Below are 16,090 nucleotides of genomic sequence, written 5' to 3'. Positions count from 1 at the left end.
GCTGTCATGCAACCTTGCATGGCAGCGTTCTGAATTACGCCATCCGTCAGAACTGATAACGCAGCCCTAAGGAGGCGGTGCGGCCATTGATGCTGCGGGCGGTGATGATACCATTGGCTGGCACACTGCCCTGCTCGGCTTCAGTGATACCTATGGTATCGAACAGGTTATTGACGTTCAGCGACAGCGTCAGATTGGTTGCCAGCTCGTAACTGGCAAAGGCATTGACCTGGGTATAACCACTGAATTTCAAATCGTTGTTGTCCTGGGCATAAGAGCCGGTAGTGCCAATCAAGCTTAATCCCAGCTGCGCCTGATCAAAGGTGTAACGGGCAATCAGGCTGTAAATAAAGTCTGCCTGGCGCCGCGGTGTATTGCCGACCACATCCGGATTCAGTGCATCTTTGCTGATCTCCGCATCGGTCCAGGTTACGGAGCCACGCAGATCGAAATCGCCGATACGGTAGCTGCTTTCCAGCTCAATGCCCCTGGCTTTGTACACCCGATCGAAGAACAACTGGGTGGTGGCTTCAAAGTTCTGCTCTTCCGTTTCCGCAAAGAACAGGGTAGCAAACAGGCTCAGGTTGCCATGACGGCTTTTGCTGCCAAACTCGTATTGTTTGACTTCATCAATGGCATCTTCTCTGGCCACACTGCCATCGGCATTGACCTTACCAAACAACAAGCGATCGGCATTGGCACGGCCACCTTTGCTGATACGGCCAAACAAGGCCCAGTCGTTATCCAGCTGGTAGTTGGCACCAACCGAGTAAGAATTGTAGCCCCAGCTGTAATTCACCAGGCTGGGGTTGGCCAGATCAATGGCCGAGACACTTTGCTCAACCTGGCTGATGATGCCATCACCGTTCATATCACGGCTGCTCTGCACCGCACCGGCATAGCTGCCGCGGGCTTTACCCAAGTCACGGCGCACACTGGCATCCAGTGATAAGTCGCCCATAGCCCAGCTGGCGGTCAGATACGGCGCTTTGATGGTGTAATCGGTATCGTAGTTGCGCTGGCAGCAATTGCCCCAAAATGGCACGCCATACGCCAGCAAGCCTTGCTCGGAAAAAGCAGTACCGTCGGCAGCAACCACGTCCAACAGCTCGGCATTGTCGCCTTTTAACGCCATCAGGTAGGAGTTCCACAGCCAGGACATCCGAATGCTCTGATCGGCCATGTAGTAACCAAAGGTGACATCCACTTCACCAAAACGCCGCGACAGCTTCAGATCGTTGACGATGGAACCAAAGTCATTCAGCTCCACATCAAAGGTATGAATGCGCATGGCATTGTCTGCAGTGAAGCGCTCCCCGACATTTGGCCCGACCGCGTAGCGCACCACGGCATCCTCGCCAGCTATGCTGTTGGCGATACTTTGAGTGCTATCCACTTCGGCTGGGAACAAGGTAATAAAGTTACCGCTGACGGAATGAATACGAAAACGGTTTTCCAGCGTCCAGTCATCGTCCAGATCAAAGACGGCTTCAATACCAAAGCTGTTCACTTGTGGGTTCATACCATTACGGACATCACCACGGGAGATTTGGTTGTCGCCATTTAACCGCACCGTTTGCGTCAGGTATGCCGACTGCAAGGTATCTTTACGCGCATCAAAGCCTGGTACGGAGCTGCCATCGGCAAACATCGGCATCGGCATGTAGCTGGCAACCCGATCGTTTAAATGCTTGGCATACAAGCGAACATAGCCGGTGTCGAACTCTTTGGTCAGGTTGGCTTTGAGTTGATAGCCTTTTTCACCCTGATAGCCCGGATCGCGTACCCCTTCGCCCTGACGGACAAAACCGCCCAGATGAAAGCGCATGTCGTTGTTGATATCGCCGCCGTACTCAAAGTCGGTGCGAAAGCTGTCGTAATTCAGACCGGTAGTAAAGGCAACACTGCCACCTGGCTCCAGCCCGGTTTTACTAACAAAGTTGATAATGCCGCCCGGTGAATTGCTAGCTGCAGTGCTGGCCGAGCCTCCACGAATGACATCGAGCCGCGAGATGGTGGAATCCGCCCGCAGGAAAATATCGGCATTCCCAAAGGCGATATCGCCAAACTGCATCACCGGCAAGCCATCTTCTTGCAAGGTTAAAAACTTAGCGCCACCGGCCGCCACCGGCAAACCCCGCACCGCAATATTGGCATTGCCATCACCACCAGTAGACTCGCTGCGTACGCCCGGTAACATGCGGAAAATTTCTGCAGTACTGCGCGGTGCCGATATCTGAATGTCTTCGGTGGTTAGCGTGCTGACCGAGACGCTGGATTGCATCACTGTCTGGTTACGCGCTACCGCGCCGGTCACCACAATACGCTCAAAACCAAGACCGCTGGTATCGGTCTGTTCATTCTCGTTCTGCTCTGCCAGTACGGCCTGGCTACCAAGCGCCAGACTGACCGCAAGTGCCAGATACGAAGGGGTTATTTTTTCTGATCTCATCGCCTGTCTCCCGTGTTGATTGTACACTTTTTTATTGTATGAAAAGACTTAAACGTTTAAGTTTGTTGTGCTGAAAAAATGTCAGGAAGACATTTGTTCCAGCCGCTCTTTGGCCGGCTGCGCCCGCCAGTTGTAGAACATCAAAGCTGCCAGTAAGGCCGCAAACACCGTTGCCAGATAAAAACCGGCCACCACATCGTTGGCAAAATCGCCCAGCAGCGCCATCAGGGCCGGAGCCACCGCAGCTGCCAGCGCCGTAAAGGCCAGGATCAAGCCTGCCACCGCACCGTGCTGCTGCCGTGGGAAGCAACTGATGCCTTTGGAATTGAGCGTGGGGTAAATCATCGACATAAACAGGCCGGATAAAGGCATCAACCAGACGGCCACATCACGACCACCCAGCATGCTGAGGGCAAAACAAAGGAAAATAAGCCCGGTAAACACCGCCATCACACTGCTCCAGCTAAAACGATGCAAGATAGCACTGGCCAGGAAGCGCCCTAAGGCCCGCAGAATAAAGAAGATGGTGATGGAATGCAGCGCCAGCAGCCCCCAGCGGCCATCGTAATCGGCCAGCAGAGTTGGTAACCAGACGAAAATGGCCACTTCGCAACTGACATACAAGGCAATGGCCAGTGAAAAGCCCATGGCATAGCGATCTTTTAACAGTTTCATCGACTCGCGCAAACTCACCTGCTCGGCCGAGGATTGATACGGCGGATACGGCATGCGGGCAGCAATGATCACCAGCACGGTACAAAGCAAACCTGCCAGCAAATACAGCTGTTTCCAGTGAATGGAGGCCGCGATCATCAAGGTCACCAGCGCAGGGCCGGCAATAGCACCCAGAGCAAAAAAGCCTTCGACTTTATTCATGGTGCGGGTGTGACTCAAATTATCGGGGCTGATATCCCCGATAAGCGCCAGCGCAGCGGTTTTAAACACCCCTATCGCCAGGCCGCAAAGCCCCATCAGCAGAATAAAAAACAAAGCGCTGTCGCCGGCAATAAAGGCATAACAAGATGCCGAGTACAGGCAAAGGCCAGCAATAATCAGTTTTTTACGGCCTAACTTGTCGGCCAGGCGCCCCAGCAGTAAACCGGCCAGGCCAATGGCCACCATGGGCACATAATGAAAAGCGCTGGCCTGAAACATAGAGAGCTGATACTCGGCCATCACTTCAGGAATAATCACGCCCACCGCATCGGTGGTCATGGCAAAAACGAAAAACATCAGGTAGGTCATCCAACGCACTTGCCGCTGGATGGTTTGGCTGCTGACACCTACAGCAACAGACCCGCTTACCGGATCGTTGGTATTAGAATTTAACATATTGTCCCCTGTCTATACCCTTCGTCTTTCAAAATGCGCCTTGTATTTGCGCACATGTCGAAATCCATTGGGTATGCCTTGTTATTGTCCGGCCAGATGTCAGTCAAGACAAAGCCGTATCGACTTTGTTGGCTGCATTTTTATTGTTGTCCGGGTATTGACAAACTGAAGCATTCCAATAAAGCTATATCTTAATCGTTTAAGATGCAAATTATTTTTTAGGCTTTATTCGAATGAGCAATGCAAATGGCAGTAACCAGATCCAGCTAATCACCTACATTGACCGGTTAAGTGGCGGTACAATCAAGGACTTAGAGAAACTACTGCAGCAGGAGCTGGCTGGGTTATTTGATGGCGTGCATCTGCTGCCCTTCTATCCGCCCATTGATGGCGAAGATGCTGGCTTTGACCCAACCGATCACACCGCTGTCGATAGCCGCCTCGGTAACTGGCAGGACATCGGCGACCTGGCACAGCATTACAGCATTATGGCGGATATGATTGTCAATCATATGTCGGCACAATCGGCGCAGTTTCAGGATGTACTGGCCAAAGGTGAAGCCTCCCCTTTTTGGCCGTTGTTCCTGACCCGCGATAAAGTCTTTGGCGCAGAGCCAAGCCCTGAGCAATTGCAAGCCATTTACCGGCCACGGCCTACATCCTGCTTTACTGAGCTAAGCTTTGAAGATGGCCGCAGCCTGCCGTTTTGGACCACCTTTACCGCCAATCAGATTGATATCGATGTGCACTCAGAGCCTGGCCAGGCCTATCTGGATGCCATTTTGCAACGCTTTACCGAGCATGGCGTCAACTACATTCGGCTGGATGCCGCCGGTTACGCCATTAAAAAAGCTGGTACCAGCTGCTTTATGTTGCCGGAAACCTTTGAGTTTATTGCCGAACTAAGCGCTAAGGCCAAAGCCCTTGGCATGCAGTCGCTGGTCGAGATCCATGGTTATCATCAAACCCAAATCGACATCGCCAAGCGCTGCGATCTGGTGTACGACTTTGCGCTGCCGCCACTGGTACTGCATACCTTATTTACCCGTGATGCCAAAGCATTGAAACACTGGCTGGATATAGCGCCACGGAACTGCATCACCGTGCTCGATACCCATGATGGTATTGGCATTGTCGATGCGGCCGATCATCAGGGCCAACCCGGCCTGCTGACCGATCCTGAGCTGGATGCGCTGGTTGAACAAATTCACCACAACAGTGGCGGCAGCTCCAAACTGGCGACCGGCAGCGCCGCCAATAACGTCGATTTGTACCAGGTGAACTGCAGTTTCTACGATGCACTGGCGCAGCACGATGAGCACTACCTGCTGGCGCGGGCCATTCAGTTGTTTTGCCCGGGCATTTGCCAAATTTACTACGGGGGCCTGTTGGCCGCTGAGAATGATGTCGACTTACTTAAGCGAACTCAGGTTGGCCGCGATATCAACCGCCCCTATTACACGGTGGATACAGTGCGCCAGGCGCTGCAAAAACCGGTGGTGAAAGCACTGTGCCAGCTGATCAAACTGCGCCGAAGTCTACAGGCTTTTGATGGTCACTTTAGCCAAAGCCTGACCGACGGCCAGTATCAGCTGCACTGGCAGCATCAGGGCCATAGCGCCAGCCTGCAGATCCAACTGAGTGATTTATCGGCCGAACTGATCTGGCAACACAGCGGAGAAGCCCAGCAACAACAGACGCTTAGCAGCCTGCTGGCTGATTAAGTTCCGGTTGCCCGAAGCAGCTGGCTTTCTCTGTCAGCTGCTTTCGCCCAACCTAAGTTCATAAGGCAGCAGTTGGTTGTCATCCTGGCCGCTTTGAAAAGCGCGGGCAGCAGCTTCGCCTTTTTTATCGCTAAATTGCCAGACTGAGCTCAATGTTGGGTGATAGCGCAACGTCTCTTCAATGCCATCAAAGCCCACCACCCGTAGTTGCTCTGGGATCTGCACCCCCAGTTGCAACGCGACCCGCATGGCACTCAGCCCAATCAAATCACTCATGCACAGCAGCACCGTTGGTCGTGGCGACTGGCTTAATACTGCTTTGGCAGCCACTTCAGCAAAGTGTTGATTGCTTTCCGGGATATGCCAGAGCGCATCGTCAGCCAATGTTAAACCCAGTTCACCCATCGCCCGCTGATAACCGTCCAATCGCCGGTGCGATACCGAGCTTAAGTTATCCCACATCGGTGCATCGGCCACCGGCCGGCTATCCAGCGCGTCTATCAGGCGCAACCCCAATACCGCCACCACATCATTTGGCTTTAATACCGCCATGGCACTGTCATAGGCGGCCTGTTCGTTGTCGATATTGACCGAGGGCCGGCCTGGCAAATCAAAGTCGACCGTCAGCACCCGTTTTGGGCACTGCCGCAGTTGCTCAATTAACCGCAGGTTGCGCGGTGCACCATAACAAATAAAGCCATCGACAAAATCGGTGATGGTATCCAGGTTGGTCGAGCTACCGGAAAACAACAGCAGGTGCTTTTGCTGGCGCTCCAGCTCACGGGCTACCCCCTGCAGGAACTGACTGGCCACCGGATCGCTCACCATGTATTCCAGCGAGTCCGACAGGATCACGGCGACAATGCCGGAGCTGCCTTTACGCAGCGATTGCGCCGCCTTGTTCGGGCCATCGTAGCCAAGCTCGGCACAGGCACTCAGGACTTTTTCCCGCAGTGCCACCGATAACTGATCCGGTCGGTTAAAAGCATTGGAAATGGTGGCGGTAGAGACACCAAGGGCTTTGGCGACACTTTTCAGGGTTGGTTTACTCATCATTCCAGTCAATTTTAGCTACCATCTTAATGCATTAAGATATATGATTTCGGTGCAATTTGCTTAACTTTTTCATCCTGACACAGGAGTCGCTATGCTTGCCGTGATTGGAGAACATGTGGTTGATTTGCTACCCGGCGAAAACGGCTTGTACCGACCAGTTCTTGGCGGTTCGCCCTTTAATGTCGCCATAGCAGCTGCCCGGCAAGGCATCGCTGTTCGTTATTTAAGCCCCTTGTCGCAAGATGGCTTTGGTCAACAATTTGCCGCTTATTTGCAAAGCAATGGGGCTCAGTATGGCCTGTCTTTTTTCAGTCAGCAACCCAGTTCGCTGGCATTGGTTCGGTTTGATCAGCAGCAACAGCCGCACTACAGCCTGTACCGCCAGGGGATAGCCGATCGCGATATCAATGCCGCAACCCAGGTTTCGGCGCTGCCCGACCAGTGCCGCCTGCTGCATCTGGGCTCGCTGGCATTTGAACCCGAGGATGGCCCGCGCATTGCGGCGGTGATCGCCAAGGCAAAAAATCGTGGTGTGCAACTGGCCATTGATATCAATGTGCGCTTGAATGCCGTCTCTGATGCTGAAAAATACCGGCAGTTGTTGCAGCAGGTCATCCGCCAAAGCCAGTTTATCAAAGCCAGTGATGAAGATGTGCAACTGCTCTGGCCCGAGCTTTCCACCAACCAGGCTGTGGCCAGGTTGCAACAGCTGGCACCGGACGCACTGCTGGCGCTGACCGAAGGTGAGCAAGGTGCCCGCCTTTACTGGCAGCAACACCAACTGCAGCAAGCGGTGATTAAAGCCGAGCCCTTTGTCGATACCGTTGGCGCTGGCGATACCTTTTGGGCCAATTTGCTGGCCGCCCTGCTGCATTTGAATTTGCCAGGCCCCACCAAGCTTAGTTCAGAAACGCTGGGCCACTGCCTGCGGCGCGCCATGCTGGCGGCCAGCCTTAATATCAGCCAGCCCGGTTGTCAGCCACCAGATAAAGAAACGCTGGATCGGGCACTGCAACGCACTTGAAACGGCTGTCTGGTGAAATCCAATACAGCTAACTTTTTTCAGTGAACTGCTGCAACCGCGTTTTTGCTTCAATCCACTGCCCCATAAACTTGGTGCTGCGATAAGCATGATGGCGCAGCATCTGGCCGGTAAAATTGCGCTGCCTAAAATCCGTCAGTTGCAGCCGGACCTGCTCCAGTTGCGACCAGAGCACGGGCAACCATTGGCTGGCTAAAAAGCGCTGCTGCACACAGCGATAGCCATTGGCCTGTGCCTCTGACCAGAGCAACTCGTTTTGATACAGTTCAATGGCTGCGGCTATCAGCTGGTCTGCCTCACCGGCAATCTTACCAGGCCAGGGCAAATCGCCATGCATGCCTTCTGCTCCTATTGGGGTGGTCACACTGGGGGTACCCTGCACCATGGCATCGAACAGCTTGCCTTTTAAACCCGCACCAAATGCCAATGGCGCCAGACACACCCTGGCCTGCTGCATCACCTGTGCCACATCGTCGGCCCAACCTTTGATGTGAAAACCAACTTTTGGCTGATGCAATGCCGTGGCTTTAGGCGGTGGATAAGCACCGTAGATATGCAGTTCAGCTGCCGGCAACTGCGCCCGGATAGCCGGCCAGAGCTCACGCAGCCAGAGCACCGACTGCCAGTTGGGGGCATGACGAAAATTGCCAATAGCAATAAAGTGCTGCCGCTCAGCAAAGCTGTAGTTACTCGGCTCCAGAGCTTGCCATTGCAGTAAGGGGCAGTAGCAGAGCAATTCCAGAGGTACCTGATAGTGATGTTGCAGCAATTGCATTTCAAACTCGGAAATCACCAGGGTCAGATCACAGCGATAGATAGCAGCGATTTCGCGCAGCGCCAGCTCCGAATTTAAATACCCTGGCGCGGGATAACGGGTATCGCTGCTACCATCTTTAAAAGCACGCTGACGGGCATCACGCAGCGCATGCACATCTTCCATATCCAGAATACGCATCGCATCGGGGCATGCCTGCTCTACCCGCCAGCCGAATTGCTCTTCCAGCATAAAACGGTCAAACAACACAGCCGTCGGCTGCAACTGGGCTATCCAGGCGTCAAAACTGTTGTCGTTGAGCACAATCAACTGTTCAGCTACACCAAGCTCGTTTAAATCAAAGCGGTGCGGGCTTTTTTCCGCCGAACTGGCAAAAATCACCTGCCAGCCGTGCTGGCGGTAGAGACGGATCAGGCTAAGCATCCGGCTGCCGGCAGCCGATGAATTGGGCTCAGGCCAAACATAGCCAATCACAATAAGTAAGGGTTCGTTCATTTCATTGAGCTTTTTTAGTTAACACCTGAGTCTGAACTGCACAGCTTGATAGGCTTTAGCCAAAGTTGCAAGGCGTTCAATCACTTATTGCTTAAGATCATTTGATCTTATTGTATCTACCCTGCAGTATAAGGTATTCAGCACGGGAGCTAGCTATGACTTATATTCATGCCACTATGGAGCGGCTGCAGCGCAGCAGTCCAGCACAGACTGAGTTTTATCAGGCGGTAGAAGAAGTGCTGCAATCGCTGGATCCCTTGTTGGAAAAATATGAGCGCTATCATCGCCATGCCATCATCGAACGCATGGTTGAGCCCGAGCGACAAATCATGTTTCGCATTTGCTGGGTGGATGATAAAGGCCAGGTTCAGGTGAACAAAGGCTATCGGGTTGAGTTTAGTTCCACCCTGGGCCCCTACAAAGGCGGCCTGCGCTTTCATCCCAGTGTCAATGCCAGCATTATCAAGTTCCTCGGCTTTGAGCAGGTGTTTAAAAACGCCCTGACTGGCTTGCCCTTGGGCGGCGGCAAAGGCGGCGCTAACTTTAATCCCAAAGGCAAGTCAGATGGTGAAATCATGCGGTTTTGCCAGGCTTTTATGAACGAGCTGTACCGCCATATAGGCCCAACCACCGATGTGCCAGCCGGCGATATTGGCGTTGGCAGCCGCGAAGTGGGTTACTTGTTTGGCCAGTACAAAAAACTGGTCAATCGCTACGATGGGGTGATTACCGGCAAAAGCCTGAACAACGGCGGTTCTCAGCTTCGTACCGAGGCCACAGGGTATGGCTGTGCTTATTTTGCCAACTACATGCTGGAAGACCAAAACAGCGGTCTGGATGGCAAGACCTGTCTGGTTTCCGGTGCTGGCAATGTGGCGCTTCATACCATTGAAAAGCTGTACCAATTAGGTGCTATCCCGGTGAGTTGCAGCGACTCCAGCGGCACTTTGTATCATGCCGATGGCATCGATCTGGACTGCCTGCGCCAGCTAAAATCCCAAAGTGATGGCCACTTGCAGGACTATCTGTCTGAGCACCGCAAAGCGCGCTTTATCGCCAAAGAAGATAACCCCAAAGATGGTCATGCCATTTGGCATTTGCAGGGCGACCTTGCTTTTCCCTGCGCCACCCAAAATGAACTGACGGAAACAGATGCCAAAGCTTTGCTGGATAATGGCTGCCAGGCTGTGGTTGAAGGCGCCAATATGCCCTGTACCAGTAAAGCCGTGCAGCAGATTGTGCGCGCCGGCCGCCTGTTTGCCCCAGGCAAGGCAGCGAATGCCGGTGGTGTGGCCACCAGTCAGCTGGAAATGGCACAAAATGCCAGCATGCAGCGCTGGAGCGCCGACGAGGTCGATCAAAAGCTCAAAGACATTATGTGCGGCATCTACACACGCAGCCATGAAGCCGCGGCTGAGTTTCATCAGCCCGGAAATCTCTTGCTAGGGGCCAATATAGCAGGCTTTCGGCGACTGGCCGATGCGATGATTGAGCAAGGGGTGGTCTAGGGCTTGCTTTTTATTGCTGGCTAAGGAATTGGTCGATTTGCTGCATCAGCGCTTCACTATCGGGCAGGTCGGCTCTGAGCAAAAAGTACACATCAATGGTTTTCAAAACACTGTGGTGGATATCTGCCACATCATCTACTGCCGACTGTAAAGTAGCGGTTTCTTTGTAATTCAGTAAATAATCACCGCGATTCAGCCGCAATGCCTCAATACCAAGCGCATGCTCATTTACTTCCACCACTTCGCGAACCACACCATAGCCTGGCTCCAGCATAAAGCGCATGCCACCATAGCTAAAGCCGCTCATCAGTATCACCCGGCTGCCAAACAGATCGCCCACACGCTCAACCTCTGAACGCTCGCCCAACCAAAAGGCACTTAGCTGCATACTGGTGATCGGCCGCTGACTGATCCGATACAAACTATGATCTTTGAGCACCGAGGTCATCACCAGCGCAAAATCCAAAGCACCTTCATTCAATAAATGGATCATGCGCCGATTGGGGTATTGCTCAAAGGTGTAGTCTCGCTCCAGCTCAGCCATCAATTCAGCTACAAAATCGGCCAGTTGGCCGGCAGCTTTGCCATCTTCGGTCTGGAAGTAAAAAGGAGGAAAATGCACAAAACCCCAGTGCAAAGGCGCCTGAGCGATGGCTTTGCTCTGAAGTAGTAACAGGCCTACCCCCAAAAAAAGAAGACGGTAGCTGCATCGCTTGTGCCATTTCATTCCTGAAACCATTGTTTATCCATTCGTTGTGCGCGGCCATCAACGCTCGGTTACCTTGCTCAGTGTAGCCTAATTGTAACCACTTTCCATCCAACCCTGTCACGAAATCAACATTGAGCGCAGCCGTTGAAGCACGTACAATGTCTATTAATTTTGACGGATATGAGAAAAGTTGGATGGCAAAGTCTTTGGCAGAACAATTGCTAAGCGCTGGTCTGGTGAACGAAAAGAAAGTAAAACAGGTGAAACGACAAAAACATCTGGAGCGTAAACAAGACCCGAAGGGCAAAACCAAACCCAATGCAGAACAGCAAGCAAGGCTGGATCAGCAGCGTGCTGAAGCTGCTGATCGTGATCGCGCATTAAACCGCCAGCGCAAAGCCGAGCAGGATGCCAAAGCCATGCGAGCTCAAGCGCTGCAAATGCTGCAACACAACAAACAGCCCGTCGATGGTGAAATCCGTTTTAACTTTACCGATCCACGCAACAATAAGATCAAATTTTTGTTTGTCAGCGATAAAGTACAGCAACACTTAAGCTCGGCTAAGCTCGCTATTTGTGCTTATGAAGAGGATTACTTTGTAGTACCGCGCCATGTGGCGGAAAAAGTCGCTGAGCGCTTTGCCGAGTCGCTGATCTATCTGGCAGATGAAAGCCAGCAGCAACCAGACGAAGACGATCCGTACAAAGACTTTCCAATCCCGGATGATTTGATGTGGTAGTGACTTAACCACACGCCGATGAAAAACGGGTCCTGGCGCGGCGGTCACTTGCAATTGCGTTATTTTTGGCCCACATTAGAATTTATAAACGTAAGCTTGGGTTATTGGTTGGATACTGAATGAGCCGATCCTTAGGTCGTTGTTTGACCTTAACAGTACTGCTGCTCTTACCGTTTTGCCTGATGGCAAAGATGCAAGATGCATTTCGGCTGTCTCCTGAAAATGGCCTGAGCCAAGGCCATGTCAACCGCCTGCATTTGGATGCTGCTCACCAACTTTGGCTGGCTACCGATGGCGGTTTAGATCGTTTTGATGGCTATCAGAGTCGTCCGGTATTGTCGGAGTATTTACCTGCCAACACTGTCATTTATGATATGCACCGGCTGAATACGCACCAGCTGCACCTTGCCACCAGTCAAGGCTTGGTCGACTTGGATCTTCGCACCGGTACCAGCAGAATGTTGCAACAACCAGGTAGTGAATTAACGGATTACAGCGAAGAGCTGGTGTATCTAATCCGCCAAAACAAGGATGGCCAGGCACTGTACGCCGACTCCACCCGGGTGTTCACCCTGCAAGATGGTCAGCAACACGTGCTCTTTACCCTGCCCAGCATCGATATTCATCGCCACTTTATCCGCGATGTGCTGTCATTTAACCAATACCTGGTGATTGCTACCAGTCAGGGGCTATGGCTGCATGACCAGGAGCAGAGCCACAGCTGGCAACTTTACTACCTGGCCGAGCCTGCGCGCGATCAATTGGATAGTAAAGCCTTGGCCTATGACAACGAGCAACTCTATATTGGTACAGTTCAAGGTCTCTATGCCATTGATACCAAGCAGTTCAGCACCTTACCTGCAACGGAGTTGCGTCACGTCATCAGGGCACAAACGCTATTAGCAGACCACAATATCTGGCGCATCCAACCCGAAAATCAGCAATTATTGCTTGGCACCAACCATGGTTTGAAAAGATTCGATGCCACAAGCCATCAACTGCAGGTACTGTTTCAACCTGGCCAAACCCGCTTTGGCTATTTCGACAACAGCATCACAGACTTCATTCGGGATAAGCATGATAATTTTTGGCTAGCAACCAGGGGTGATGGTGTTTATTACTGGCAATATGGTGATTCGCCGTTTCGCACCATCGAAAATACGGCGCAACAAAAGCGTTTAAGCCATCCGCTCATCTACGCTTTGCATGCAGATACTGATGCACTTTGGATTGGCAGTCAAAATGGTTTAAACCGGTTAGACCTTAGCACCAATGAACTGGAATGGTATTTCGTAAACCCAGACGATAAAGCCATAGAATCTGCATCTACTTTTTACAACCTGCAGGCGCCAATCGATTCTGATGCGCTTTGGTTAATGCACCTGGAGGGGATCTCATTATTTAGCCGCAAGCATAAGCAAATGCTTGCGCTACCTGATGCAACCCAGCAGGTCCTCTCACAACTACCTTTTAGTATGAAACTAAGTCCCCAAGCTGAACTATTCGTTCACAACCAGGCTGGATTGTTTCGTATTGGTTCAGAGCTGGATGTGACCCAACTGCATGAGCTGGAGCAACGCTTTGCTGGCGACTGGGCAAGTCACTGGGTTGGCGTACACCCGCTCGATCCCGAGCAAATGTTGTTTTATGACAACTTTACCATCTGGTCTATCGATAGGCGCTCGCTGGCAGTTGAACCCTTCTATCAGTTACCAAAAGGTCATCAACAAAGCACGGCTTATGTCGAAGGCATTCAGGTACGCAATGACAGCATCTGGATTTTGTTCCATGGCCTTGGCCTGGTGGAGCTCGACAAACACAATTACCAAACCAGACAAACCTTGTTTGGCAGTAATGCGCTACCCACCAGTATCCTGTATCAGTTGCAACTGGATAAAGAAGGCATGTTATGGATGAGTAGTCATTCCGGCTTATGGCGCTTTAATCCAGAGCTTGGCCACTTTCGGCAGTTTACCAGCCAACAAGGCCTTGGTTTCAACGAGTTTAATGGATTGAGTAGTACCCAGTTACCCGACGGGCGGCTGGCGTTTGGTGGCGTCAAAGGCTTGGTCTGGTTTGATCCAAGTCAGCTTAACCCGAAACAAATACAGCCGCCACAGCTGTACTTTTCTCACCTAAGTTTATTTTCCAGAGAACTGCCCCCTTTGCTAACTCCGGTACAACAGTATGAGCTTGCATTGCAGCACGATGATTATGGCGTACAAATTCATTTATCCACCTTCAGTTATCGCCAGCAAACAGATACCAGTTACCATATTGAACTGGCTGGTCCCAGTCGGATCCCGCCGTTTACCAGCAAAGATCCCTACCTGCTGTTGCCCCAGTTGCTGCCTGGCAACTACCAACTGATCGTGACGGCTTTTGATCCCATCACGGAACAACAGAGCGCTGCGGCTGTCCTCTCACTGAACGTCGCTTATGCACCCTGGACCAGCCCTCAGGCACGTTTGCTGTACCTGGCTCTGCTGCTTGCTATGCTGGTATTTTGGCTGCATTGGCGACAACAACAAAAACATCGCTTAATTCAGCAAAACAAGGCACTGCAACAGTCCAAAGAGCGTCTGCAATTAGCGTTGGATATCGCCGATAGTGATGTTTGGAGTTGGAGTGCGACCGACAACAACTTGCAGCACCCTAAGCGCCAACAACTATTGGCTCTGCCCCCGAGCGCCCGGCAATCCTTTGAAAGCTATGTAGCGCATATTCATCCGGACGATAAAGCAGATTACCTGCATGGCTGGAAAGAGCTCAGCGATGGCCTCAACGATCATTTCCAGCAAGTGTACCGGGTGCAGGATGCCGAGCAAAAATGGCACTGGTTCAAAGACATTGGCCGGGTCACTCAACGTGGGCCGGAGCTGTTGGCAGTGTCCGGCATTTACACCAACATAACGGCGCAAAAACTAACCGAGCAAGAGCTGGAGCAATTGATTCACTTCGATAGCCTGACTCAGTTGCCCAACCGTAGCTATCTGCTGCAACAAATTGACTCCCTGCTGCAAAGCTCACCCCAATCAGGCTTTAGTCTGCTTTTTATCGACCTGGACCGCTTTAAACACATCAATGACAGCATGGGCCATGAGCACGGTAACACCTTGTTGCAGGTGATTGCCGCCCGATTACAGAGTCAGTTACTGCCGGGGGAGATTTTGGCCCACCTTGGTAGTGACGAGTTTGTCTATGTGATGCTCTCTGGCAGTCAGGTCCACATTGCGCAAAAATCGGATGCGCTGCACAGTTTAATTGCCAAACCTTTGATGTTGGATCAACAGCTGGTCAGCATCAGCTGCTCCATTGGCATTTCCTGTTATCCACAACACGGTACCGACAGCTACGAACTGCTGAAATTTGCCGACATCGCCATGGCGTACGCAAAGCGGCATGGTGAAATGGACTATGCCATCTTTGAACAAACCATGCCGGAGCGAACCAAACTAAAAATGCAGCTGGAGTACCAGTTAAAGCAGGCGATTCAGCGCCAAGAGCTTCAAAACTATTATCAGCCCATTGTCGATAGCCAGCAGCAAAAAACCGTTGGTGTGGAGTTATTGCTGCGCTGGAACAATCAAGGCCGCATGGTGCCGCCAGATCAATTTATCCCCATGGCTGAAGAACTGGATTTAATGGCAGAGCTTACCTGGGGCTCAGTGCAAAGGGCACTGCATGATTTGCAGCGCTGGCATCAGATGGGGTTTGCCTTGTATTTGTCGGTGAATTTATCGGCTAGTCAGCTTAGTTCAGAACTATTGGCCAGTAGGTTGCAAGAACTTATTCAGCAACAAGCGATCGATCCGGCCATGCTACGACTGGAAATCACCGAGTCTTCGCTGATGAAAAACCGGCGGCAGGCCATCGATAATATGCAACGCTTAAAGCAAATGGGGATTCAGCTGTATCTGGATGATTTTGGTACCGGTTACTCATCGTTGACCTACTTAAAAGACTTCCCTATTGATCTGATTAAAATTGATCGTAGTTTTGTGTCGGATGTGCAGGAAAACAGCCAGAATGCCATTTTAAATACCATCATTGCCTTGGCCCGAAATATGCAGCTACCCTGCATTGCAGAAGGGGTTGAAACCGAGTATCAGCTGAGTTATTTGCAACAACAAGGCTGCTACTTTATCCAGGGCTATTGGTACTCCCCGCCTTTGCCCAAAGAGCGCTTAGAGCAGTTTTTGCGGTAGTGTTCAGAATTCTGTGTCATTTCGATAAACTATGCAAAAAAGAGATGAC

Annotated in this window: 10 protein-coding genes; 5 read left to right on the top strand and 5 right to left on the bottom strand. The window is 51.8% G+C overall.

Annotated features, from left to right (window positions below; translation table 11 throughout):
• Positions 1-46 precede the first annotated feature (46 nt).
• Entirely contained in the window at positions 47-2,452 is a 2,406-nt protein-coding gene (locus JJU14_RS14355) for a TonB-dependent receptor (protein ID WP_228614380.1), read from the bottom strand.
• Between the two features lie 81 nt (positions 2,453-2,533).
• Positions 2,534-3,784, bottom strand: a complete 1,251-nt coding sequence (locus JJU14_RS14350) for an MFS transporter (protein ID WP_228614379.1) — start codon at positions 3,782-3,784, stop codon at positions 2,534-2,536.
• A 233-nt stretch (positions 3,785-4,017) separates the two neighbouring features.
• Here JJU14_RS14350 and gtfA point away from each other — a divergent pair, with 233 nt between their 5' ends.
• Positions 4,018-5,508, top strand: a complete 1,491-nt coding sequence (gene gtfA, locus JJU14_RS14345; RefSeq protein ID WP_228614378.1) for a sucrose phosphorylase — start codon at positions 4,018-4,020, stop codon at positions 5,506-5,508.
• A 33-nt stretch (positions 5,509-5,541) separates the two neighbouring features.
• Here the strand turns inward: gtfA and JJU14_RS14340 are convergent, their stop codons facing one another.
• Complete coding sequence (locus JJU14_RS14340) at positions 5,542-6,561, bottom strand: LacI family DNA-binding transcriptional regulator (RefSeq protein ID WP_228614377.1); 1,020 nt, start codon at positions 6,559-6,561, stop codon at positions 5,542-5,544.
• Between the two features lie 94 nt (positions 6,562-6,655).
• Here JJU14_RS14340 and JJU14_RS14335 point away from each other — a divergent pair, with 94 nt between their 5' ends.
• Complete coding sequence (locus JJU14_RS14335; protein ID WP_228614375.1) at positions 6,656-7,588, top strand: PfkB family carbohydrate kinase; 933 nt, start codon at positions 6,656-6,658, stop codon at positions 7,586-7,588.
• 28 nt (positions 7,589-7,616) lie between these two features.
• On the opposite strand, the gene JJU14_RS14330 is transcribed toward JJU14_RS14335, so the two are convergent.
• Positions 7,617-8,876: a glycosyltransferase gene (locus tag JJU14_RS14330; RefSeq protein WP_228614373.1), complete on the bottom strand. Its 1,260-nt coding sequence runs from the start codon at positions 8,874-8,876 to the stop codon at positions 7,617-7,619.
• A 155-nt stretch (positions 8,877-9,031) separates the two neighbouring features.
• On the opposite strand from JJU14_RS14330, the gene gdhA reads away from it, so the two are divergent.
• On the top strand, positions 9,032-10,384 hold the full coding sequence (gene gdhA, locus JJU14_RS14325; protein WP_228614371.1) for an NADP-specific glutamate dehydrogenase: 1,353 nt from the start codon (positions 9,032-9,034) through the stop codon (positions 10,382-10,384).
• A gap of 10 nt (positions 10,385-10,394) precedes the next feature.
• On the opposite strand, the gene JJU14_RS14320 is transcribed toward gdhA, so the two are convergent.
• Positions 10,395-11,111: a transporter substrate-binding domain-containing protein gene (locus JJU14_RS14320; RefSeq protein ID WP_228614370.1), complete on the bottom strand. Its 717-nt coding sequence runs from the start codon at positions 11,109-11,111 to the stop codon at positions 10,395-10,397.
• 176 nt (positions 11,112-11,287) lie between these two features.
• On the opposite strand from JJU14_RS14320, the gene JJU14_RS14315 reads away from it, so the two are divergent.
• Both JJU14_RS14315 and JJU14_RS14310 read left to right on the top strand, forming a co-directional pair.
• Positions 11,288-11,833 (top strand): DUF2058 domain-containing protein, encoded by a 546-nt coding sequence (locus JJU14_RS14315; protein ID WP_228614369.1) that lies wholly within the window; start codon positions 11,288-11,290, stop codon positions 11,831-11,833.
• A 119-nt stretch (positions 11,834-11,952) separates the two neighbouring features.
• Positions 11,953-16,041, top strand: coding sequence for an EAL domain-containing protein (locus tag JJU14_RS14310; protein ID WP_228614368.1), 4,089 nt, complete (start codon positions 11,953-11,955; stop codon positions 16,039-16,041).
• Positions 16,042-16,090 lie beyond the last annotated feature (49 nt).

Source organism: Alkalimonas sp., from assembly GCF_020831925.1.
Lineage (GTDB): Bacteria > Pseudomonadota > Gammaproteobacteria > Enterobacterales > Alteromonadaceae > Alkalimonas.
The sequence above is the reverse complement of the archived record's forward strand: the minus strand, read 5'-3'. Positions and strand labels throughout refer to the sequence as shown.

What these genes read in the sequence shown, in the direction of transcription:
- JJU14_RS14330 (WP_228614373.1), bottom strand. Translation starts at nt 8,876, where the DNA reads ATGAACGAACCCTTACTTATTGTGATTGGCTATGTTTGGCCTGAGCCC.
- JJU14_RS14310 (WP_228614368.1), top strand. Translation starts at nt 11,953, where the DNA reads ATGAGCCGATCCTTAGGTCGTTGTTTGACCTTAACAGTACTGCTGCTC.
- JJU14_RS14335 (WP_228614375.1), top strand. Translation starts at nt 6,656, where the DNA reads ATGCTTGCCGTGATTGGAGAACATGTGGTTGATTTGCTACCCGGCGAA.
- JJU14_RS14315 (WP_228614369.1), top strand. Translation starts at nt 11,288, where the DNA reads ATGGCAAAGTCTTTGGCAGAACAATTGCTAAGCGCTGGTCTGGTGAAC.
- JJU14_RS14340 (WP_228614377.1), bottom strand. Translation starts at nt 6,561, where the DNA reads ATGAGTAAACCAACCCTGAAAAGTGTCGCCAAAGCCCTTGGTGTCTCT.
- JJU14_RS14350 (WP_228614379.1), bottom strand. Translation starts at nt 3,784, where the DNA reads ATGTTAAATTCTAATACCAACGATCCGGTAAGCGGGTCTGTTGCTGTA.
- gdhA (WP_228614371.1), top strand. Translation starts at nt 9,032, where the DNA reads ATGACTTATATTCATGCCACTATGGAGCGGCTGCAGCGCAGCAGTCCA.
- JJU14_RS14320 (WP_228614370.1), bottom strand. Translation starts at nt 11,111, where the DNA reads ATGAAATGGCACAAGCGATGCAGCTACCGTCTTCTTTTTTTGGGGGTA.
- gtfA (WP_228614378.1), top strand. Translation starts at nt 4,018, where the DNA reads ATGAGCAATGCAAATGGCAGTAACCAGATCCAGCTAATCACCTACATT.
- JJU14_RS14355 (WP_228614380.1), bottom strand. Translation starts at nt 2,452, where the DNA reads ATGAGATCAGAAAAAATAACCCCTTCGTATCTGGCACTTGCGGTCAGT.